Origin of the sequence: Streptomyces sp. H27-H1, from assembly GCF_026627445.1 — a bacterium.
In the GTDB taxonomy this organism is placed as follows: domain Bacteria; phylum Actinomycetota; class Actinomycetes; order Streptomycetales; family Streptomycetaceae; genus Streptomyces.
On sequence record NZ_JAPNLJ010000002.1, the window covers coordinates 183,037 to 202,519 of the forward strand.

Annotated in this window: 19 protein-coding genes; 9 read left to right on the plus strand and 10 right to left on the minus strand. The window is 73.1% G+C overall.

The features are described 5' to 3' along the window. Positions 1–39: 39 nt before the first annotated feature. Entirely contained in the window at positions 40–420 is a 381-nt protein-coding gene (locus OTB20_RS02690) for a DUF1844 domain-containing protein (RefSeq protein ID WP_267814899.1), read from the plus strand. Positions 421–511: 91 nt separating this feature from the next. Here OTB20_RS02690 and OTB20_RS02695 read toward each other — a convergent pair whose 3' ends face one another. The 3 genes from OTB20_RS02695 to OTB20_RS02705 are packed head-to-tail and all read right to left on the minus strand — an operon-like array spanning position 512 to position 3,282. Continuing rightward, positions 512–1,252 carry an SseB family protein gene (locus OTB20_RS02695; RefSeq protein WP_267815088.1) on the minus strand — a complete coding sequence of 247 codons (741 nt, stop codon included), beginning with the start codon at positions 1,250–1,252 and terminating at the stop codon, positions 512–514. A 27-nt stretch (positions 1,253–1,279) separates the two neighbouring features. Then, positions 1,280–2,452: a type VII secretion-associated serine protease mycosin gene (gene mycP / locus OTB20_RS02700; RefSeq protein ID WP_267814902.1), complete on the minus strand. Its 1,173-nt coding sequence runs from the start codon at positions 2,450–2,452 to the stop codon at positions 1,280–1,282. Further along, complete coding sequence (locus tag OTB20_RS02705; protein WP_267814903.1) at positions 2,449–3,282, minus strand: hypothetical protein; 834 nt, start codon at positions 3,280–3,282, stop codon at positions 2,449–2,451. Before OTB20_RS02705 ends, mycP begins: the two co-directional genes overlap by 4 nt. Before the next feature lie 252 nt (positions 3,283–3,534). Between OTB20_RS02705 and OTB20_RS02710 the strand changes: the two genes are divergently transcribed. Continuing rightward, on the plus strand, positions 3,535–4,737 hold the full coding sequence (locus tag OTB20_RS02710) for an amino acid deaminase/aldolase (protein WP_267814906.1): 1,203 nt from the start codon (positions 3,535–3,537) through the stop codon (positions 4,735–4,737). A gap of 12 nt (positions 4,738–4,749) precedes the next feature. Here the strand turns inward: OTB20_RS02710 and OTB20_RS02715 are convergent, their stop codons facing one another. The 4 genes from OTB20_RS02715 to OTB20_RS02730 all read right to left on the minus strand — a co-directional run bounded on the left by OTB20_RS02715 (position 4,750) and on the right by OTB20_RS02730 (position 9,922). Then, entirely contained in the window at positions 4,750–6,048 is a 1,299-nt protein-coding gene (locus tag OTB20_RS02715; RefSeq protein WP_267814908.1) for a haloacid dehalogenase-like hydrolase, read from the minus strand. A 135-nt stretch (positions 6,049–6,183) separates the two neighbouring features. After that, positions 6,184–6,978, minus strand: coding sequence for a 3-oxoacyl-ACP reductase (locus tag OTB20_RS02720; RefSeq protein ID WP_267814909.1), 795 nt, complete (start codon positions 6,976–6,978; stop codon positions 6,184–6,186). 5 nt (positions 6,979–6,983) lie between these two features. Beyond that, positions 6,984–8,348 (minus strand): aldehyde dehydrogenase family protein, encoded by a 1,365-nt coding sequence (locus tag OTB20_RS02725; RefSeq protein ID WP_267814910.1) that lies wholly within the window; start codon positions 8,346–8,348, stop codon positions 6,984–6,986. Positions 8,349–8,542: 194 nt separating this feature from the next. After that, positions 8,543–9,922, minus strand: a complete 1,380-nt coding sequence (locus OTB20_RS02730; protein WP_267814911.1) for a glutamine synthetase family protein — start codon at positions 9,920–9,922, stop codon at positions 8,543–8,545. Between the two features lie 77 nt (positions 9,923–9,999). Here OTB20_RS02730 and OTB20_RS02735 point away from each other — a divergent pair, with 77 nt between their 5' ends. The 4 genes from OTB20_RS02735 to OTB20_RS02750 all read left to right on the plus strand — a co-directional run bounded on the left by OTB20_RS02735 (position 10,000) and on the right by OTB20_RS02750 (position 13,776). After that, positions 10,000–10,746, plus strand: coding sequence for a FadR/GntR family transcriptional regulator (locus OTB20_RS02735; protein WP_267814912.1), 747 nt, complete (start codon positions 10,000–10,002; stop codon positions 10,744–10,746). A 148-nt stretch (positions 10,747–10,894) separates the two neighbouring features. After that, positions 10,895–12,382 (plus strand): ethanolamine permease, encoded by a 1,488-nt coding sequence (gene eat, locus OTB20_RS02740; protein WP_267814913.1) that lies wholly within the window; start codon positions 10,895–10,897, stop codon positions 12,380–12,382. A 34-nt stretch (positions 12,383–12,416) separates the two neighbouring features. After that, positions 12,417–13,118: a gamma-glutamyl-gamma-aminobutyrate hydrolase family protein gene (locus tag OTB20_RS02745; protein WP_267814915.1), complete on the plus strand. Its 702-nt coding sequence runs from the start codon at positions 12,417–12,419 to the stop codon at positions 13,116–13,118. A gap of 82 nt (positions 13,119–13,200) precedes the next feature. Then, on the plus strand, positions 13,201–13,776 hold the full coding sequence (locus OTB20_RS02750; protein WP_267814917.1) for a hypothetical protein: 576 nt from the start codon (positions 13,201–13,203) through the stop codon (positions 13,774–13,776). 81 nt (positions 13,777–13,857) lie between these two features. Here OTB20_RS02750 and OTB20_RS02755 read toward each other — a convergent pair whose 3' ends face one another. Then, the gene (locus OTB20_RS02755) at positions 13,858–14,799 is read right to left on the minus strand and encodes a LysR family transcriptional regulator (RefSeq protein WP_267814918.1); all 942 of its coding nucleotides are present in this window, start codon (positions 14,797–14,799) and stop codon (positions 13,858–13,860) included. Between the two features lie 70 nt (positions 14,800–14,869). Here OTB20_RS02755 and OTB20_RS02760 point away from each other — a divergent pair, with 70 nt between their 5' ends. Further along, the gene (locus OTB20_RS02760) at positions 14,870–16,021 is read left to right on the plus strand and encodes a TDT family transporter (protein ID WP_267814920.1); all 1,152 of its coding nucleotides are present in this window, start codon (positions 14,870–14,872) and stop codon (positions 16,019–16,021) included. 19 nt (positions 16,022–16,040) lie between these two features. Here OTB20_RS02760 and OTB20_RS02765 read toward each other — a convergent pair whose 3' ends face one another. Continuing rightward, positions 16,041–16,760, minus strand: coding sequence for a helical backbone metal receptor (locus tag OTB20_RS02765; protein WP_267814921.1), 720 nt, complete (start codon positions 16,758–16,760; stop codon positions 16,041–16,043). A gap of 12 nt (positions 16,761–16,772) precedes the next feature. Then, complete coding sequence (locus OTB20_RS02770; protein WP_267815089.1) at positions 16,773–17,321, minus strand: helix-turn-helix domain-containing protein; 549 nt, start codon at positions 17,319–17,321, stop codon at positions 16,773–16,775. 299 nt (positions 17,322–17,620) lie between these two features. Here OTB20_RS02770 and OTB20_RS02775 point away from each other — a divergent pair, with 299 nt between their 5' ends. Next, positions 17,621–18,526: a 5'-3' exonuclease gene (locus OTB20_RS02775; RefSeq protein ID WP_267815090.1), complete on the plus strand. Its 906-nt coding sequence runs from the start codon at positions 17,621–17,623 to the stop codon at positions 18,524–18,526. A gap of 61 nt (positions 18,527–18,587) precedes the next feature. Then, positions 18,588–19,436 carry a siderophore-interacting protein gene (locus OTB20_RS02780; RefSeq protein WP_267814922.1) on the plus strand — a complete coding sequence of 283 codons (849 nt, stop codon included), beginning with the start codon at positions 18,588–18,590 and terminating at the stop codon, positions 19,434–19,436. Positions 19,437–19,483: the final 47 nt, after the last annotated feature.

The window sequence follows — 19,483 nt, forward strand, 5'->3', positions numbered from 1 at the left end:
CCGCGTCGCAAGCCTGACGCACGGCATATCGTGGGGCACATGACTGACGCGACCACCTCCGGTGCCACTGCTGCCCCCTCCGCCGCTCCCGACTACGACGACATGACCCGCGACATCGCGGACGTGCCCGCCGTCGAGGTCATCACCACGGTGGCCGTCCACCTGCTCAGCGCGGCAGCGGTCAACCTGGGCCTGGACAAGCCGAATTCCGAGTACAAGGACCTCGACGAGGCCCGCAAGCTGATCACCGCCCTCGCCGGCCTGGTCACCGCGAGCGCCACCGAGATCAGCTCCTTCCACGCCGCCCCGCTGCGCGACGGCCTCAAGTCCCTCCAGCTCGCCTTCCGCGAGGCCTCGCTGGTGCAGGACGAGCCGGGGCAGGGCCCGGGCGAGAAGTTCACGGGCCCCGTCTACGCGTAACCCCGGTGTACGCGTAACCCCGCAGGCAGAACGTGAAGGGCCCCTCCCGATGCCGGGAGGGGCCCTTCACCGTTCCGGGGACCAGCGGGGGTCAGCGCGTGAAGAGCGGCTCGCCGGGCGGGACCGGCGCCCCCTCCGGGAGCAGTGCCAGGTCCAGTCCGCCTACGAGGCGTGCGCGCAGGGTCTCGTTCGCCGCCAGCGCCTCGGCCACCCGGCGGGCCGCCGGAACGGCCTGCGGACCGGCCGCCAGCACGATGGCCAGGGTGCCGTCGGCGTCCGCTCCGCCCGGGCCCAGGTGGGCGCCGAGTACGGCCGGCTCCGCCGCCACCACGGCCCGTACCGCCTCGCGCACGGCGGGGTCGGCGAGCGGGCCCGCGTCCGTGCGGCCCTCGGCCAGAGCGAGCAGCGCGGGGCCGGAGAGCTGGTAGGTGACCGGCCCCGACAGGTCCAGGACGATCGTGTCGGCCTTCTCGTGGGCGGCGGCCGCCAGCGCCTGGTGGAGGGGTACGGCCACCGGGCGGGCAGCCGGGTCCCACAGGGCCAGCGAGGCGATGGAGGTGAAGGCGGGCAGCGCCCGCCGGTCCCCCGCCCGCAGGGTGGGGACGGCCATGTCGCTGGTCTTCTCCCGCTTGAGCCCGGTCTCGGGGTCGGTCTCGACCTCGCCGAGGACCGCCACGACGGGAACCAGCAGGCGGGCGTCCTTGAGGGCGGCCAGCACCTGCGGCTCCGCGGCTCTGTCCTCGGACCAGGCGGCCAGGGCCGCGCTCAGCCGGGGGTCGGCGGAACCGTCGTCGCCCGAGAAGCCGGGGTCGGGGATGTTCTTGTTCGACACATCTTTGTTCACCACAGTTACCGGACCCTATCCCCCCCGCGCGGCCCGGGGGCGCCGGGCCAGTACGCCGGCGGCCACCAGCAGCGCCAGGCCCCCGGCCACGCCCACCGGGGCGGCGAGGCGGTCCCGGAACCCTGAGCCGGGTACGGGATCGGGACCGGGGCCGAAGTAGGGGCTGCCGGCCGCTACGGGTGCGGGCAGCGCCGGTTCGGGGGAGATCCCGTCGGCGGCCTGGAGGGCGGCGACCGGGTCCACCAGGCCGAAGCCGCGGGCGTCGTCGCGGCCGCCGGAGGGCGAGTTGGAGGCGGTGTCCTCCAGCAGCTTCTTGACCTGCGCCGGTGACAGGCCGGGGTGGGCGGCCTTGACCAGGGCGACCGCGCCGGAGACGAACGCGGAGGCCGCGCTGGTGCCCCAGCCCTCGTAGTACGAGCGGTCGGGGTCGGCGATGACCACGCCCACGCCGGGGGCGCTGACGGTGGCGTACCAGCTGCGGGTGGAGAACGAGGCCTTCTTGCCCTTGCGGTCGACGGCCGTCACCGCGATCACCCCGGGGTAGGCGGCCGGGTAGGAGGCGCGGTCCCCCTGTTTGCCGCCGTTGCCCGCGGAGGCCACGACGATCACGCCCTTGCCGAGGGCGTACTGGACGGCCTCGTCCTCGGCGGCCTGGTGGTGGGCGGAGCTGCTGTCGTCCCCGAGGGAGAGGTTGATCACGTCGGCGCCGTGGTCGGCGGCCCAGCGGATGCCGTCTGCCAGGGCGCCGCCCTTGCTGTCGCGGGCCTTGTCGCGGCCGGGGTCGCCCTCTTCCAGAATCACGCGGACCGGCAGGATCTTCGCCTGGGGGGCCACGCCGAGGACTCCGCCCAGCCGGCGGGAGCCGTGGCCGTGCCCGGCGATGATCCCGGCCATGGCGGTGCCGTGGCGGGCCCAGGCGCGGTCGCCCCGGACGGCGCCCATGCCGACGAGGTCCGTGCCGACGAGGACCTGGCCGGCCAGGTCGGGATGGGTCGGGTCGACCCCGGTGTCGAGGACCGCCACGGTGACCCCCTCGCCCTGGGTGGTGCCCCAGGCCTCCTTGGCGCGCAGGGCCATCAGCGCCCACTGGCGGTCGCGGATGGCGTCGGCGGCGGCCGGGGGCGCCGCGGTGACGACGAACAGGGCTCCGAGGGCGAGGGCTGCCGGGAGCAGTGCGCGGCGGGTCATCGGGTGGCCTCCGGAGCTGCCGCCGGGGCCGGCGAGGACTGCGGCGTCTGCGGGGCCGGCCCGCTCGGCTTGGCGGGCGAGCCGGCCACGAGGCTCCGCAGGGAGCCTTCCATCAGGTCGGCGACGGCCTTGGCCTCGTAGCCGAGGCCGGACTCGGCCACGCGGCCGCTGGCGTCCTCGCCCATCTTCTCCTCGGCGGGGGCGGGAGCACCGAGGCGCCGGCCGTCGGCGAAGGCGGAGACGGTGTAGACGACGACGGGTGCCTCGGTGAGCACGGAGGCGGTCCATGCGGCCCGGCGGTTGTCGCGGAACCCGTATCCGGAGGGCGCTGTCAGCCGGCCGCGCAAGGAGTCCATGGCGGGGGCGGTGGCGGGGGTGAAGACCATGCCGACGGTGACGAGCGAACTGCGGGTGGCGTCGGTGTAGGTGGCGCGGAGCACGCGGGCGCACCCGGTGGCGGCGAGCAGGGCCTGCCAGTCGGCGGTGAGCGCGTCGGGGCAGTCGGCGTCGGTGGCGGGGGTGATACGGGTCCACGTGCGGTCGGCGCCGCCGGGCCCGGCGCCCTGCCCGTCGAGGACGAGCGGGAACAGGGTGTCGACCGGGGTTTCATGCCAGAGGGACGCGGCCTTGCGATAGGCGGCGTCGGGGGCCACGGGCCGGTGTGCGGCCTGGTGGTCGATGACGGCCTTGTAGCCGGCCCCAATGGTGAGATTGAGGCCGATGAGGCCGCACAGGACGGCGGCGAGGACCGCTCCCGGGCGTCGCCGTGGCGGTACTGGGGTCCGGTCGGGCGCGGTCAGGACCTCGCCGTGCGGTGTGGACGTGCTCATCCGGCGGCTCAGCCCCCCGGTTCCGTCGGCTGCCTGCCCCTACTTTACGCGCCCGCCGGTGCTGCGATGTTCGGCCGGGGAGGAGTGGCAGCAGACCGATTCGAACTATCGCCTCAATACCCAAAACGGGCACCCGGTGGTCGGGACCGAGCTGTGACCGGAGCGCCCTTCCCGTCCCCTGACCTGGCCGGGCGTCCCGCCGCGCCCGCGCACCCCTACCCACGGGTACACCCATCTGGCAGGCTGCCGCCCATGAACTCCCCCGCCGCCGACCGGGCCCGTTACGACCGGGCCACCGCCCATCTCGACGCTCCGCTCGCCCTCGTGGACCTCGACGCGTTCGACGCGAACGCCGACGACCTCGTGCGGCGCGCCGGCGGGAAGCCGGTCCGGGTGGCGAGCAAGTCCGTACGGTGCCGGGTCCTGCTCGAACGGGTCCTCGCACGGCCCGGCTTCGCCGGGATCATGTCGTACACCCTCGCCGAATCGATCTGGCTGGCCCGCTCCGGCTTCGAGGACGTCCTGCTCGCCTACCCGTCGGCCGACCGGGCCGGCTTCGCCGAGCTCGCCGCCGACCCGAAGCTGGCCGGCGCGGTCACCGTGATGGTCGACGACATCGCGCAGCTGGAGCTCGTCGACCGGGCCCGCGACGGCGGCGGCCAGGAGATCCGGGTCTGCCTGGAACTGGACACCGCCCTGCACCTCTTCGGCGGCCGGGTGCGCGTCGGCGCCCGCCGCTCCCCGCTGCGCGAGCCCGCCCAGCTCGCCGAGCTGGCCCGCGCGGTGAGCTCCCGGCCCGGCTTCCGGGTGGTCGGGCTGATGGGCTACGAGGGCCACGTGGCCGGGGTCGGCGACGCCCTCGCGGGGCGCCCGCTGAGGTCGCGCGCCATCCGGCTGATGCAGGGCGCCGCCCGCAAGGAACTGGCCGCCCGCCGGGCCGAGGCCGTACGGGCCGTGCGCGCGGTGGTCCCGGACCTGGAGTTCGTCAACGGCGGCGGCACCGGCAGCGTCCAGCAGACCGCCGCCGAGGACGCGGTCACGGAGATCGCCGCCGGGTCGGGGCTCTACGTACCGCGGTTGTTCGACAACTACACCTCTTTCAGCGGCCGTCCGGCGGCGCTCTTCGCCCAGCCGGTGGTCCGCCGGCCCGGGGTCGGGGTGGTCACGGTGCTCGGCGGCGGCTACCCGGCCTCCGGCGCTCCCGGCGCGGACCGGCTGCCGGTGCCGTACCTCCCCGAGGGGCTGCGCTACGACCCGCAGGAAGGGGCCGGCGAGGTGCAGACCCCGCTGCTCGGCAGCCCGGCCGACGATCTGCTGATCGGCGACCGGGTCTGGTTCCGGCATGCGAAGGCCGGTGAACTGTGCGAGCGCTTCGACGAGTTGCACCTGGTGCAGGGCGACCGGGTGACGGCCACCGCCCCGACCTACCGGGGCGAGGGCCGCACCTTCCTCTGAGGGTGGCGGGGCCTACTGGAACACGGAGTCCGTCTGGTCGGGGATGACGCTGGTGTCGCCCCGCAGGACGGGCCCCGGGGTGCCGTCCCGGCCGGTGAAGCCGGTGGTCGCGCACGGGTACGGCGCGGCCTTCTGCTTCTTGGGCTGGATGAACATCGGGTTCACGATCCACTTGCCGTCGCTGTTGTCGTACGCGCGGCACATCAGCTCGCTCTTGTTGCGGTTCAAGACGAGCCGCAGCACGGTCGCGTCCCGCAGGAACGACACGTCGGTGTCGGAGTCGCCCGCGGCGAACACCTGGCGGCGGGCGGCCGGCTGGACCTTCTCGGCCGCGGCCCCGCGGACCCCGAAGATCTCCTTGTTGATCCAGCAGCGCTTGCCGTCGATGTACGTGATCATCGTGTCTGCGCCGTCCTCGACGGACCCGCAGCCCTGCAGGTGGGAGGTGAGCTTCCCGCCGCGCGTGGTGGTGTTGCGGATGCCGATGACGTGCCCGGCGTCGATGCCCACGCCCTCGGCCCACACCTCGACGACCGGCTGCGGGGAGGCCGAGCTGATCCAGACGTCGAAGCCGGCCTTCTGCAGGGCGTCGATGAGCTCCTTCTGCTGGTCGTAGTAGCGCACCCAGCCGGTGGCGGTGGTGCTGCCGACCCGCTGTGTGGCGTCGACCGGCGCGGCCAGGTTCTCGGCCCGCGCGGCGGCCGCGAAACCCCGGACCTCGCGCGCGGTCCAGCCCTGCATGAGCTGCGGCAGCCAGGCGTAGGCGGGCTCGACCGTACGGCGGTCCCAGCCGGCGAAGGCGGGAGCGGCCGAGCGGGTGGCGGCGGTGCCGTAGACGGCGATGAGCTCGTCGGCGCAGCCGGCTCCCTCGGGGGCGCCGGTGGGCAGCGGGGCGCCGGGGGACGCGAGGGCGCCGCAGGCCTCGGCCAGGGCCTTCGCCGCGGCCGGGGTGAGGTAGCGGCTGGTGCTGGTCCAGTCGCCCTTGGCGGGCTGACGGATCTTTCCGTTGCGCAGCAGCCAGAACATCTGCGCGTCGCCCACGTCGTTCTTGACGACGGTGTTGTCCCAGTCGAAGACCGCGACGGGCTTGTCGCGGTTCGGCCGGTACGGGTTGCACCTGCCGTAGTCGTCGATGAGCCGCTGGAGCCGGGCCTGGTTGTCCCCGTACCAGTCGGCCTTCAGCACGGGAGTGGTGCAGTGGGCGCCGGGGCGTGCCTGGGCCGCGGGCGCGGCGGCCACGAGGGTGCCGGCGGCTATCGCGACGGCGGCGCCGACGGCCTGGAGCCGCCGCATGGAACTGAGTCGGGTCACTGGGGTGAACTCTCCTGGTTCTTCTACGAGATCGTCGCGGACGGTGGAGCACGACAGCCGGGCGTCGTGCGACGCCCGGCTGTCGGGGAGGTGCGGTCCGGGGTGAATCCGTGGCGGCGGGCGCCCCTGTGCGGCCTACAGGGGGGTGACGTACGCGCCGGAGATTCCGCCGTCCACCAGGAAGTCGGTGGCGTTGATGAAGGAGGAGTCGTCGCTCGCGAGGAAGGCGACGGCGGCGGCGATCTCGGTGGGCTCGGCGAACCGGCCCAGCGGGATGTGCACGATCCGGCGAGCGGCGCGCTCCGGGTCCTTGGCGAACAGCTCTTGCAGGAGCGGGGTGTTGACGGGCCCCGGGCAGAGCGCGTTGACGCGGATGCCCTCGCGGGCGAACTGCACGCCGAGCTCGCGGGACATGGCGAGTACGCCGCCCTTGGAGGCGGTGTAGGAGATCTGCGAGGTGGCGGCGCCCATCCGGGCGACGAAGGAGGCGGTGTTGATGATGGAGCCCCGGCCCTGGCGCTGCATGTAGGGCAGGGCGGCCTTGCAGCACAGGTAGACGGAGGTGAGGTTGACGTCCTGGACCCGCTTCCAGGCCTCCAGGCCCGTGGTGAGGATCGAGTCGTCGTCCGGGGGCGAGATACCGGCGTTGTTGAAGGCGATGTCCACCGAGCCGTAGGTGTCGAAGGCGGTCTTGAACAGGGCCTCGACCTCCTCCGGGCTGGTCACGTCGACCTTCACGAAGGTCCCGCCGACCTCCTCGGCCGCTGCCTTGCCGGCGGTCTCGTCGATGTCACCGCAGACGATGTTGGCGCCTTCGGAGGCCAGTCGGCGGGCGGTGGCGAGGCCGATGCCGCTGCCGGCTCCGGTGATGACGGCGGTACGGCCGACCAGACGGCGGCAGACGATCTCTTCGGTGGGTTCGGTGCTCATGTTCTTCAGGCCTCCGTGCTGATGAAGACGTTCTTGGTCTCGGTGAAAGCGGTGAGGGAGTCCGGTCCGAGCTCGCGCCCGAGTCCGGACTGCTTGTAGCCGCCGAAGGGGGTCGAGTAGCGGACGCTGCTGTGCGAGTTGACCGACAGGTTGCCGGCGGCGACGGCCCGCGAGACGCGGAGCGCGCGGCCCACGTCGCGGGTCCACAGGGAGCCGGCGAGGCCGTACTCGGTGGCGTTGGCCAGGCGTACGGCGTCCTCCTCGTCCTCGAAGGGCAGGACGACGGCGACCGGTCCGAAGACCTCCTCGGTGGCCACGGCGGCGGTGGGGCCGACGCCGGTGACGAGGGTCGGGGGGTACCAGAAGCCGGGGCCCTCGGGGGCGGTGCCCCGGACGACGGTGAGGTCATCGGTGACGTAGGACCGTACGCGGTCCAGTTGCGCGCGCGAGATCAGTGGCCCCAGCTGCGTGTTCTCGTCGAGCGGGTCCCCGACGACCACCTTCTCGACGGCGGGGACCAGCAGTTCCATGAACCGGTCGTACGCGGAGCGCTGTACGAGGATCCGTGTGCGGGCGCAGCAGTCCTGGCCGGTGTTGTCCAGGAAGGACATGGGGGCCGCGGCCGCCGCCGCCTCCAGGTCGGCGTCGGCGAAGACGATGTTGGGGTTCTTGCCGCCGAGTTCGAGGGTCAGCCGCTTCACCCGGTCGGCGCACTTGGCCATGATCCGCTTGCCGACGCGGGTGGAGCCGGTGAACACGATCTTGGCCACCCCCGGGTGCTCGACGAGGGCGTCGCCCGCGACATCGCCCCGGCCGGGCAGCACCTGCAGCAGGTGCTCGGGGAGTCCGGCCTCCCGGGCGAGCTCGGCGAGGCGCAGTGCGGTGAGGGGGGTGGTCTCGGCGGGCTTGAGGATGACCGCGTTGCCGGCGGCCAGGGCCGGGGCCAGGCCCCAGGCGGCGATCGGCATGGGGAAGTTCCACGGCGCGATCACGCCGATGACACCGAGGGGTTCGAGGAAGGTGATGTCGATGCCGCCGGCGACGGGGATCTGGCGGCCGGAGAGCCGTTCCACTCCCCCGGCGGAGAAGTCGAGCACGTCACGGACGTTGCCGGCTTCCCAGCGGGCGTTGCCGATGGTGTGGCCCGCCTCCCGGACCTCCAGCAGGGCCAGTTCCCCGATGTGGCCGTCGACGACCGCGGCGAAGCGGCGCAGCAGCCTGGCCCGGTCGGCGGGCGCGGCCGCCGCCCAGACCCGCTGGGCGGCGGCGGCCCGTACGACGGCGGCGTCGACGTCGTCCCGTGTGGCGGCCGGGACGACGGCGACGATTTCCTCGGTGGCCGGATTCAAGACTTCCAGCGCATCGGACACGTGGTGGCCTTTCAGACGTTCGGGTGCGGTGGGTGCGGCGGGTCCGGTAATGGGGTGATGCGGTGAGCCCGGCGATGCGGTGAGCCCCGCGACGCCATGGGGCCCGTGACGCGGAGAGCCCCGCGACGCCGTGGGCCCCGTGACGCCGTAGGTCCCGTGCTGCGGTGCGGACGGGCGTCCGGACGGCTCCGGCCCTACAGGCGTTCGAAGGAGCGGCGCAGTTCCCAGTCGGTCACCGCGGAGTCGTAGGCGTCCAGTTCGACGCGGGCCATGTTCCGGTAGTGGGCGACGACCTCGGGGCCGAAGGCGGCCTTGGCGATCTCGCTGTTCTCCCAGAGCTCGGCCGCCTCGCGCAAGGTGGTGGGAACGTGCGCGTAGTCCGCGGTGTAGGCGTTGCCGGTGCAGGGCTCGGGCAGTTCGAGGCGGTTCTCGATGCCGTAGATCCCGGCCGCGACCAGGCCTGCGACGGCGAGGTGCGGGTTGACGTCGCCGCCGGGCAGGCGGTTCTCGAAGCGCATGGAGCGGCCGTGGCCGACCACTCGGAGCGCGCAGGTCCGGTTGTCCACGCCCCAGGCGACGGCGGTCGGCGCGAAGGATCCCGGCCGGAAACGCTTGTAGGAGTTGATGTTGGGGGCGTAGAGAAGGGAGAAGTCGCGCAGTGCGGCGAGCTGGCCGGCCAGGAAGTGGCGCATCACGGGTGACATACCGCCGTGCTCGTGCGCGTCCGGGCCCTCACCGGCCATCGCGCTGCGTCCGTCGGCGTCGGTGAGCGAGAGGTGGATGTGACAGGAGTTGCCCTCGCGCTCGTCGTACTTGGCCATGAAGGTGAGCGAGACGCCCTCCTGGGCGGCGATCTCCTTCGCGCCGGTCTTGTAGACGGCGTGCTGGTCGCAGGTCTTCAGCGCCTCGTCGTAGCGGAAGACGATCTCGTGCTGGCCGAGGTTGCACTCGCCCTTGGCCGACTCCACGACCAGGCCGGCGGCCTGCATCTCGTTGCGGATGCGGCGCAGCAGGGGCTCGATGCGGCCCGTCCCGAGGACGGAGTAGTCGATGTTGTACTGGTTGGCGGGGGTCAGGCCCCGGTAGTTGGAGTTCCAGGCCTGCTCGTAGGTGTCCTGGAAAATCATGAACTCCAGCTCGGTGCCCACCATCGCGGTGTAGCCGTGTTCGCCGAGGCGCTCCAGCTGGCGGCGCAGGATCTGCCGGGGGGCGGCGACCACGGGCGAACCGTCGTTCCAGGCGAGGTCGGCGAGGAGGAAGACGCTGCCCGGGTTCCAGGGGATCCGGCGCAGGGTGGCGAGGTCGGGGTGCATGGCGAAGTCGCCGTAGCCACGGTCCCAGGAGGACATCTCGTATCCGTCGACGGTGTTCATGTCCGTGTCGACGGCGAGGAGGTAGTTGCAGCCCTCGGTGCCGTGCTGGAGGACCTCGTCGAGGAAGAACTGTGCGGCGAACCGCTTGCCCTGGAGCCGCCCCTGCATGTCGGGGAAGGCCAGGACCACTGTGTCGATTTCACCGCTGGCGACGAGAACGCGGAGTTCCTCGGGCGAAAGCGGAGGCTTGCGGTCTACCACGGGATTCTCTCCTTCGGTGAGCCGAGGGGGCCTAAGGTATTGAATAGAACCATTGCTTGGGAAGGGGAGGAGCCCATATGACCGATACGGCGAACGAAGGCGACGCGGTCGCCCGGCTCAATCCCGTACTGCGACAGGTACGGGCGGGCAACGGTTTCGAGGAGGCGCTGGAGCAGATTCTCCAGGTGGTCCGGCTCGGGCTGGTGCCGGGCGGGGAACGGCTGCCACCCGAACGCGAGTTGGCGGAGCGGATGGGGATCAGCCGGGTGACGCTCCGCGAGGTGCTGAAGGTACTCCAGGACCAGGGCCTGGTGGAGGCCCGGCGCGGACGGTACGGCGGAACGTTCGTGCTGTCCCGCCCCGACACCCCGGCCGGAGGTACCGAGGAGGAGCTGCGGCGCCGGGTCGAGGGCGTGGACATCGAGGACGTCCTGCGCTTCCGCGAGGTCCTGGAGGTGGGAGCGGCCGGCCTGTGCGCCTCCCAGGGACTGTCCGAGCGGGACACGGACCGGCTGCTCGGCGCGCTGACCGCCACCCACGACGCCCCGCTGACCGAGTACCGCCGCCAGGACACGCTCTTCCACCTCACCTTGTGCGAACTCGCCGGATCCGCCACCCTGACGGCCCAATACGCGGCGGTCCGGGCCACCGTGAACGAGCTGCTGGACTGCATCCCGCTGCTGGTGCGCAACCTCGAGCACTCGCAGCAGCAGCACAGCACCCTGGTGGAGGCGGTACTGGAGCGGGACCCGGAGGCGGCGCGCGAGGTGATGCGCGAGCACTGCTGCGGCACGGCGGCGCTGCTGCGGGGGTTCCTGGCCTGAACCCGGGGCGCACGGAAACCTGCCGGCCCGGGGGCGCGGAAGCCGCCGAGAGCCATTCGTAACCCCCGTTTAACGCAGGGGTCTTGCGCCCGCCACGCCCGAGAGGCAAAGGTACGCCACACAACCATTGCCCTAGGCAGGAGCGCACATGGCCGACGACACCGGCGCACGGCTGGCAGCCGTACCCGAACCCACCACGTCCCTCGAGAACTCTGCCCCCGAGAACGGCGCCGACGGCTACCTGGCGCGCCGCACCCTGCGCCGCGGCAGCGCCGGCTGGCTGCTGCTGACCGGTCTCGGCGTCGCGTACGTGGTCTCCGGCGACTTCTCCGGCTGGAACATCGGCCTCGCCCAAGGCGGTTTCGGCGGCCTCGCCATCGCCACCGTCCTGATGGGCGCGATGTACGCGTGCCTGGTCTACTCCCTCGCCGAACTCTCCGCGATCCTGCCCACCGCCGGCGGCGGTTACGGTTTCGCCCGCCGGGCGCTCGGCACCTGGGGCGGCTTCCTCACCGGCACCGCGATCCTCATCGAGTACATCCTCGCCCCGGCCGCCATCGCCATCTTCATCGGCGACTACGTGGAGTCCCTCAACCTCTTCGGCCTCACCTCGGGCTGGCCCGTCTACCTCGCCTGCTTCGCCGTCTTCATCGGCATCCACCTGTGGGGCGTGGGCGAGGCGCTGAGCTTCTCGCTCGTGGTCACCGCCATCGCCGTGATCGCGCTGATCGTCTTCGCCGTCGGCGCGTTCACCCAGTTCGACCCCGCCAACCTCGACAACATCGCCGTCGACACCACCGCCGCCGGCTCGAGCTCCTGGCTGCCGCTGGGCTTCCTCGGCATCTGGGCCGCGTTCCCCTTCGGCATGTGGTTCTTCCTCGGCGTCGAGGGCGTGCCGCTGGCCGCCGAGGAGGCCAAGGACCCGGTCCGCTCGGTGCCGCGCGCCCTGTCGATCTCCATGGGCATCCTGGTCCTGCTCGCCCTGGTCACCTTCCTCGCCTCGACCGGTGCGCGCGGAGCCGACGCCATCAAGGACGCGGGCAACCCGCTCGTCGTCGCCCTGGAGGGCGACCCCGGCCTCTCCTGGCTGAAGACCTTCGTCAACTACGCCGGTCTGGCCGGGCTCGTGGCCTCCTTCTTCTCCCTCATCTACGCCGGCTCCCGCCAGCTGTTCGCCCTCTCCCGGGCGGGCTACCTCCCGCGCTTCCTGTCCTTGACCTCGAAGCGCAAGGCCCCGTACCTGGGTCTGCTCATCCCCGGCGCCATCGGCTTCGCCCTGGCCGCCGCCACCGGCAACGGCCCGCGCATGCTGAACATGGCGGTGTTCGGCGCGACCATCTCCTACGCGCTGATGGCCCTCTCCCACATCGTGCTGCGGCGCCGCGAGCCCGGCCTGGAGCGCCCGTACCGCACGCCGGGCGGCATGGCGACCTCGACGGTGGCCCTCGTACTGGCCCTCTCGGCCCTGGTCGCCACCTTCCTGGTGGACAAGGACGCGGCATTCATCGCCCTGGCCGTGTACGCCGTCGCCCTCGCCTACTTCGCGTTCTACAGTCGGCACCACCTGGTGGCCTCCGCGCCGGAGGAGGAGTTCGCGGCGCTGGCGGAAGCCGAGGCCGAGCTCTCCCGCGACTGATCCCCGCCCGCCGCCCTTTTCGGAGGTATCCCCCGTGCCCAGGCCGCTCATCGGCATCACCACCTACGTCGAGGAATCCACCCGCTACGGGGTGTGGGACGTCCCCACGGCCCTCGTGCCCACCGGGTACCACCGACTCGTCCAGGCCTCGGGCGGCAGCGCCGTCCTGCTGCCGCCGGACGAACCGGAGGCGGCGGCGGAGGTACTGGCCCGGCTCGACGGGCTGGTCGTCGCGGGCGGGCCGGACGTGGACCCGGCCCGCTACGGGGCCGCGCGCGATCCCCGCACCGGACCGGCGGCGACCCTGCGCGACGACTGGGAGCTCTCCCTGATCTCCGCGGCCCTGTCCTCCCGTACGCCCCTCCTCGGCATCTGCCGTGGGATGCAGGCACTGAACGTGGCCCTGGGCGGGACCCTGATCCAGCACATCGACGGCCACGCCGTGGTCCCGGGGGTGATCTCCTGGCACTCGGTCCGCCCGGTCCCCGGCACGCTGTACGCGGCGCTGGTCCCGGAGGAGTCGCACGTCCCGACCTACCACCACCAGGCCGCGGACCGGCTGGGCCGGGGCCTGATCGCCTCGTCCCACGCGGCCGACGGCACGGTGGAGTCGATCGAGCTCGCCGACCCCGCGCACTGGGCCCTGGGCGTCCAGTGGCACCCGGAACTCGACGAGGACACCCGCGTGATGTCCGCCCTGGTCGCGGCGGCCTCGATCTGCTCCGTCCCCGCCTGACCGGCCGTCACCCGCCCGCGCCGTCGTCCGGCTTGTGTCCGGAGGGTGGCGGGGGCGGGCCCCGGACGCCCATGCTGGGGGGATGGACGACACGGGAACCCCGGTGTTCCGCTGGCGGGCCGGGCACCAAAAGCAGTGGATCTTCGAAGGGGGAGCGTTCCCCGTCTGCGTGCTGACGCCGCTGACGGTGCTGCTCGCCTTCCTCGCACCGTCCGTTGCCCAGCCCCTCGGACTCGGTACCGCCTTCGCGATCGTGTTCTGGGGACGGGGCTGGGTCCGCACGTGGAGGACCGTGACCGAGGTGCGGGTGGAGACCGGCTCCCGGCAAGGGCTCCTGCTGCGCCAGCGGTACGGCCGCACCCGCGCCTACCCGTTGGACGCCGTCACCGCGGTGCGCCCGCTGCAGGTCGGGGCGGTCTCCAGGGTCATGGTGGAGGCCGGCGAGGACGACGAGCGGACCGAGACCGACGAGATGGTGCTGATCCTGGAGGTGGGCGGAACCACCCGCACCACGTACGCCGCGCACGGGATCTCCACGGCCGCCGTCCGGCCCCTGGTGGAGGAACTGCGCCGCGCGTGCCCGCGGGCCGTCGTGGCCGAAACGGAGTACCGCATGCGCCACTACGTCGACGTCGAACGGGGCATGTCCCCGGGCTGACCCGGGCCTTGCCCTTGGGCCGCGGCCCCGCCCGTGGCCCTACGCGGCGGGCCGGTCCGGCGGGCCGGGTCAGTCCGGCGGTCAGTGCCGGGTCAGCGACAGCAGGTCCCGCGCCGGGCCCGCCGGGCGGGAGCCCGCGGGCCACACCGCGCGCAGCGCCCGGTCCAGGGGCGTACCGAGGACCGGCACGGACACCAGCCGTCGCCCCGCCAGCTCGTCCCTGACCGCCAGTTCCGACAGCACGCACGGCCCGGCCCCGCTCAGCGCCGCTGCCTTGACCGCCGTGGTGGAGGCCAGTTCGAGCAGCGGCTCCGCCAGCCCCCCGCAGCCGGCCAGCGCCGCGTCCAGGACCTGCCGGGTCCCCGAGCCCCGCTCCCGCAGGATCAGCGGGGTCGCCGCCAGCTCGGCCGCCTCGACCCCGCGCGAACGCCGCGCCCACGGGTGTCCCGGAGCCACCGCCACCACCAGCCGGTCCTGGGCGATCACCGCCGCGTCGAGCCCCTCGGGCACGCTGAGGCCCTCCACGAAGCCGAGGTCCGCCTCGTGCGTGAGGACCCGCTCCGCGACGGCCGCCGAGTTCCCCGCGTGCAGGGACACCGCCGTGTCGGGCCGCTGCCCGCGCAGCGTGATCAGCCAGCCGGGCAGCAGGTACTCCGCGATGGTCATGCTGGCCGCGACCCGCAGCCGGGAGTCGCGGCGGCCCCGTAGCGCCTGCGCGCCCGCGTCGAAGGCCTCGGCCGCCTCGACGACCCGCCGGGCCCAGTCCGTGACCAGCGCGCCTTCCCGGGTCAGCGTCGAGCCGCGCGGGGAGCGGTCCACGAGTGCGACCCCGAGCCGGGTCTCCATCGCCCGGATCCGGCTGCTGGCGGCGGGCTGGGTGATTCCGAGCCGCCGGGCGGCGCCGCTCAGGCTGCCGACGCGTGCGACCGCGATCAGTAGTTCCATGGCCCCCAGGTCCGGGACCCGGTGTGCCAGCGGAACCTGCCCTTCGGTCCACTCTTCGGTACCGCGCCCATTACCCATAACTTCAGTTTATGCCCTCATAGGAACGGACCCTCTGCCGTCCGGCCCCGCCCGGCGGGACGCTGGACCCATGGCCACCACCCTCGTACGACCCCGTCCCACCACCCCCGGGACCCCCCGCGCCGGAGCCCACAAGGCTCCCGCCCTGCGTCACCTCGGCCCCAACTGGTACGCCTGCGTCATGGGCACCGCGATCATCGCCAACGCCGGCGCGACCCTCCCCTACCAGCTCCCCGGCCAGCGCGTGGTCTGCCAGATCTTCTGGGTGCTGGCCGCCACCGCCCTCGCCGTCCTGCTGACCGCCCGGGCCGGGCACTGGCTCCACCACCGCGACCAGGCCCGCGCCCACCTCCTGGACCCCGCCGTGGCCCCTTTCTACGGCTGCCTCGCCATGGCCCTGCTGGCCGTCGGCGGCGGCGCCCTCATCGTCGGCAAGGACCTCATCGGAGTTCCCGCCGCCGTCGCCGTGGACACCGTCCTGTTCACCGCCGGCACCGCGACAGGCCTCCTCGCCGCCGTCGCCGTCCCCTACCTGATGGTGGTCCGCCACAAGGTCGAGGCCCACCAGGCCACCCCGGTCTGGCTGCTCCCCGTGGTCGCCCCCATGGTCTCCGCGGCGCTCGGCCCCCTGCTCATCCCCCACCTCCCCGCCGGTCAGGCCCGCGAGGCCATGCTGCTCGGCTGTTACGCCATGTTCGGCCTCAGCCTGCTCGCCACCCTGCTGCTGCTCCCCCTGATCTTCGGCCGGCTGATCATCAGCGGCCCCCTCCCCCTGGTCCTCACCCCGACCCTGTTCCTGGTCCTGGGCCCCCTCGGCCAGTCCACCACCGCGGTGAACTCGCTCGCGGACATGGCTCCCCGGTCGATGGCCGGCCCCTACTCCGGCGCCCTCTCCGCCTTCGCGGTCGTCTACGGGGTCCCCGTGATGGGCTTCGCCCTGCTGTGGCTGGCGCTGGCGGCGGCGATGCTGGTGCGGGCCGCCCGGGGCGGCATGGGGTTCGCCATGACCTGGTGGGCGCTGACCTTCCCCGTCGGCACCTGCGTCACCGGTGCGGCCGGACTGGCCCGGCACACCGGGCTCGCCGCCTTCTCCTGGCTGGCCGCGGCCCTCTTCCTGGCCCTGCTGACGGCCTGGCTGCTGGCCGCCGCGAACACCCTGCGCGGCCTGGTCACCGGCCGCCTCCTGGCCGCGCCCGCCACGGTCCGGACACCGGCCGTCTGAGCCTGGGCGGCCAGGTCGCCTACCCCGCGGCGCGCAGGGCCGCCGCCAAGGCCGCCGGGGCCTCGGCCAGCGAGGGGCCGTACCAGGTGAGATGGCGGCCGTCGACGAACGCGGCGGGGATCCCGGGGAAGGCCTCGGGCCCGTCCCCGGGGGCGAAGGCGTACGGCTCGTCGGGGAAGACCACCAGCTCGCAGCCGACGGCGGCCAGCTCGGCCGCGGCGATCTTCGGATACCGCTCCGCGTGCCCGGCGTAGGCGTTGCGCACGCCGAGACGGGCCAGCAGGTCCCCCGCGAACGTATCGCGGCCCAGCACCATCCAGGGCCGTCGCCAGATCGGCACGAAGGCCGTCCGCGGCTCCCCGGCGGGTTCCACCCGGGCCCACGCGGCCTCCGCGTCCGCCAGCCACCCGGGCCGCTCCAGCCCCATGGCCCCCACCAGGACCCGGTCCAGTTCACCGAACGCCTGCGGGAGGTCGCGTACCTCGGTGACCAGGACCTCCAGCCCGGCCGCCCGCAGCGCCGCCAGGTCCGGGGCCCGGTTCTCCTCCTCGTTGGCGAGGACCAGATCCGGGCGCAGCTCCGCGATCGCGCGTACGTCGGGGTTCTTCGTCCCCCCGATGCGCACCACGTCCCCGAGGCCGGCCGGGTGGGTGCACCAGTCGGTCACTCCGGCCAGCGCTCCGGGCGCGCTCACGGCCACCGCCTCGGTCAGGGACGGCACCAGCGAGACCACCCGCATCCCGGTCAGCGCTCAGCGTCCGGGCGAGGGCGGTTCGGAGGTCGCGTGGATGTGTTCGCCGACCGCGACGATCAGGATCCGGGTGTCCTCGGTGACGGCCCGCCAGCGGTGGCGCACGCCACCGGACAGGAACAGCGCGTCGCCGTTCTCCAGCCGGTACGCCCGCCCCTCGGCCTCCACCTGGCAGGCGCCCGAGACCACGTACATCAGCTCGTCGTTGCGGTGCTGGTACTCGCGGCCCGCGTCCTGGTCACCGGTGAACTCCAGTGCGTGCAGCTGGTGGTGTCCGCGTACGAGGGCCCGTACGCCGGGTACGGGGGTGAGCCCGGACTCGTCGCCGGCCCGTACGAGGTCCACGGTGCGCGCGGTGTCGGAAGCGGCCAGCAGATCGACGGCCGTGGTCTCCAGCGCGTCGGCGACCCGCTCCAGGGAACGCATGCTGGGCCGGGCCCGCTCGTTCTCTATCTGGCTCAGGAAGGGAACCGACAGTCCGCTGCGCGCGGACACGGCGGCCAGGGTCAGGTGCAGCGCCCGGCGTCTCTTGCGCACGGCCACACCCACCCGGAGCGGTTCCCTGGAGTCCTTGTCCCTGTCCCGCTCCTTGTCGTCCGCGCCGGCCGTCGCTCCGCGTCCGTTCTTGGCGTCGGTGCCGCTCTTGCCCTTGGTGCCGTCCCTGTCGTCCATGGCGGGGCTGCCCTCCCCTTGTCCCGGTCCGTCGCACACCGCAATCGGTGTGCTGTAAGCACCTTACGCAGCAACCGGCCCCGGTTTCGCGTTCAAGGGCCGAGGAGGCCGCACCCGCGCCACTTTCCGTTTGCCCTCAGTGCATCATCGTGACCGTGACGACGACTCGACGCCTGATGCTCCTGGACACCGCTTCCCTCTACTACCGCGCGTACTTCGGTGTGCCGGACTCCGTGAAGGCCCCCGACGGCACTCCGGTCAACGCCGTCCGCGGCTTGCTCGACTTCATCGGCCGCCTCGTGCGGGACCACCGGCCCGACGACCTGGTGGCGTGCATGGACGCCGACTGGCGGCCCCACTGGCGGGTGGAACTGATCCCGTCCTACAAGGCCCACCGGGTCGCGCAGGAGACGGAGAACGGCCCGGACCTCGAGGAGACCCCGGACACCCTGGCCCCGCAGGTCCCGATCATCGAAGCGGCCCTGGACGCCTTCGGCATCGCGCGGGTGGGCGTCGCCGGTTACGAGGCCGACGACGTGATCGGCACCCTCACCGGCCGCGCCACCGGCCCGGTGGACATCGTCACGGGCGACCGGGACCTGTACCAGCTGGTCGACGACGCGAAGCAGCGCCGGGTCCTGTACCCGCTGAAAGGCGTGGGCACCCTCCAGGTGACCGACGAGGGGTGGCTGCGCGAGAAGTACGGGGTGGACGGCCCCGGCTACGCGGACCTGGCGCTGCTGCGCGGGGACCCGAGCGACGGCCTGCCGGGCGTCCCCGGCATCGGCGAGAAGACGGCGGCGAAGCTGCTGGACGCCTACGGGAACCTGGCCGGGATCATCGCGGCGATCGACGACCCGAAGTCGAAGCTCACCCCCACCCAGCGCAAGCGGCTGGACGAGTCCAGGCCGTATCTGGCGGTGGCCCCCAAGGTGGTGCAGGTCGCCTCGGACGTCCCGCTGCCGCCGTTCGACCCGGCGCTCCCGGGCGTTCACGCCCAGCCGGATCTTGCCGCCGCACTCGCCCACCGGTGGGGCCTGGGTGGAGCAGTGGAACGTCTGAGCAGCGCACTGCGCCCTTGAGGTGCTAACTTAGGTAATCCTAAGCTTCACGGAGTCAGGGTCGGAAAGTCAGGGAGACGTCGTGGCAGAAGGACGCGTCCGCAAGGTCGGCACCGCAGTCGTCGTGCGCACCGAGCGATTGACCCCGCACATGGTGCGGATCGTCCTGGGCGGTGCGGGTCTGGCCGGATTCGGCGCGGGCGATTTCACCGACCACTACGTGAAGATCCTCTTCGCGCCGGACGGCGTCGCCTACACCACCCCCTGGGACCTGGACCGGATCCGTGCGGAGCACCCGCGCGAGGAATGGCCGCGCCAGCGGGCGTACACGGTGCGCGCCTGGGACCCGGCCCGCCTGGAGCTGACCCTCGACTTCGTCGTCCACGGCGACGAGGGACTGGCCGGCCCCTGGGCCGCCGGCGTCCAACCGGGTGAACTCGTACGTTTCCTCGGGCCGGGCGGCGCCTACACCCCGGACCCGGCCGCCGGCTGGCACCTGCTGGTCGGCGACGAGAGCGCCCTGCCGGCGATCGGCGCGGCCATGGAGCGGATGCCCGCCGGGGCGCGGGTGCACGCGCTCGTGGAGGTCCAGGGCTCCGACGACGAGCTGAAGATCTCCACCCCCGACGGCACCGTCCCGGTCTGGATCCACCGGGGCTCCCGCCCGATCGGGGAGGCGCTGACCGAGGCCGTCCAGGCCTTGTCCTTCCCCTCCTCCGACGTGCACGCCTTCGTGCACGGCGAAGCGGGCTTCGTCAAATCCCTGCGCCACCACCTGCGCGTCGACCGCGGCATCGCCCGCGAGCGCCTGTCCATCTCCGGCTACTGGCGCCTCGGCCAGACGGACGAGGGCTGGCGCGCGAGCAAGCGGGACTGGAACGCGGAAGTCGAAGCCGAGCAGGAACGCCCCCTGGCCGGCGCCTCGTCCTGACGCGGCGGCGAACCCGGCCAACCGGGGACGCGGCGGCTCCCTCCCAG

What these genes read in the sequence shown, in the direction of transcription:
- OTB20_RS02775 (WP_267815090.1), top strand. Translation starts at nt 17,621, where the DNA reads ATGCTCCTGGACACCGCTTCCCTCTACTACCGCGCGTACTTCGGTGTG.
- mycP (WP_267814902.1), bottom strand. Translation starts at nt 2,452, where the DNA reads ATGACCCGCCGCGCACTGCTCCCGGCAGCCCTCGCCCTCGGAGCCCTG.
- eat (WP_267814913.1), top strand. Translation starts at nt 10,895, where the DNA reads ATGGCCGACGACACCGGCGCACGGCTGGCAGCCGTACCCGAACCCACC.
- OTB20_RS02750 (WP_267814917.1), top strand. Translation starts at nt 13,201, where the DNA reads ATGGACGACACGGGAACCCCGGTGTTCCGCTGGCGGGCCGGGCACCAA.
- OTB20_RS02705 (WP_267814903.1), bottom strand. Translation starts at nt 3,282, where the DNA reads ATGAGCACGTCCACACCGCACGGCGAGGTCCTGACCGCGCCCGACCGG.
- OTB20_RS02720 (WP_267814909.1), bottom strand. Translation starts at nt 6,978, where the DNA reads ATGAGCACCGAACCCACCGAAGAGATCGTCTGCCGCCGTCTGGTCGGC.
- OTB20_RS02765 (WP_267814921.1), bottom strand. Translation starts at nt 16,760, where the DNA reads ATGCGGGTGGTCTCGCTGGTGCCGTCCCTGACCGAGGCGGTGGCCGTG.
- OTB20_RS02690 (WP_267814899.1), top strand. Translation starts at nt 40, where the DNA reads ATGACTGACGCGACCACCTCCGGTGCCACTGCTGCCCCCTCCGCCGCT.
- OTB20_RS02760 (WP_267814920.1), top strand. Translation starts at nt 14,870, where the DNA reads ATGGCCACCACCCTCGTACGACCCCGTCCCACCACCCCCGGGACCCCC.
- OTB20_RS02710 (WP_267814906.1), top strand. Translation starts at nt 3,535, where the DNA reads ATGAACTCCCCCGCCGCCGACCGGGCCCGTTACGACCGGGCCACCGCC.
- OTB20_RS02755 (WP_267814918.1), bottom strand. Translation starts at nt 14,799, where the DNA reads ATGGGTAATGGGCGCGGTACCGAAGAGTGGACCGAAGGGCAGGTTCCG.
- OTB20_RS02735 (WP_267814912.1), top strand. Translation starts at nt 10,000, where the DNA reads ATGACCGATACGGCGAACGAAGGCGACGCGGTCGCCCGGCTCAATCCC.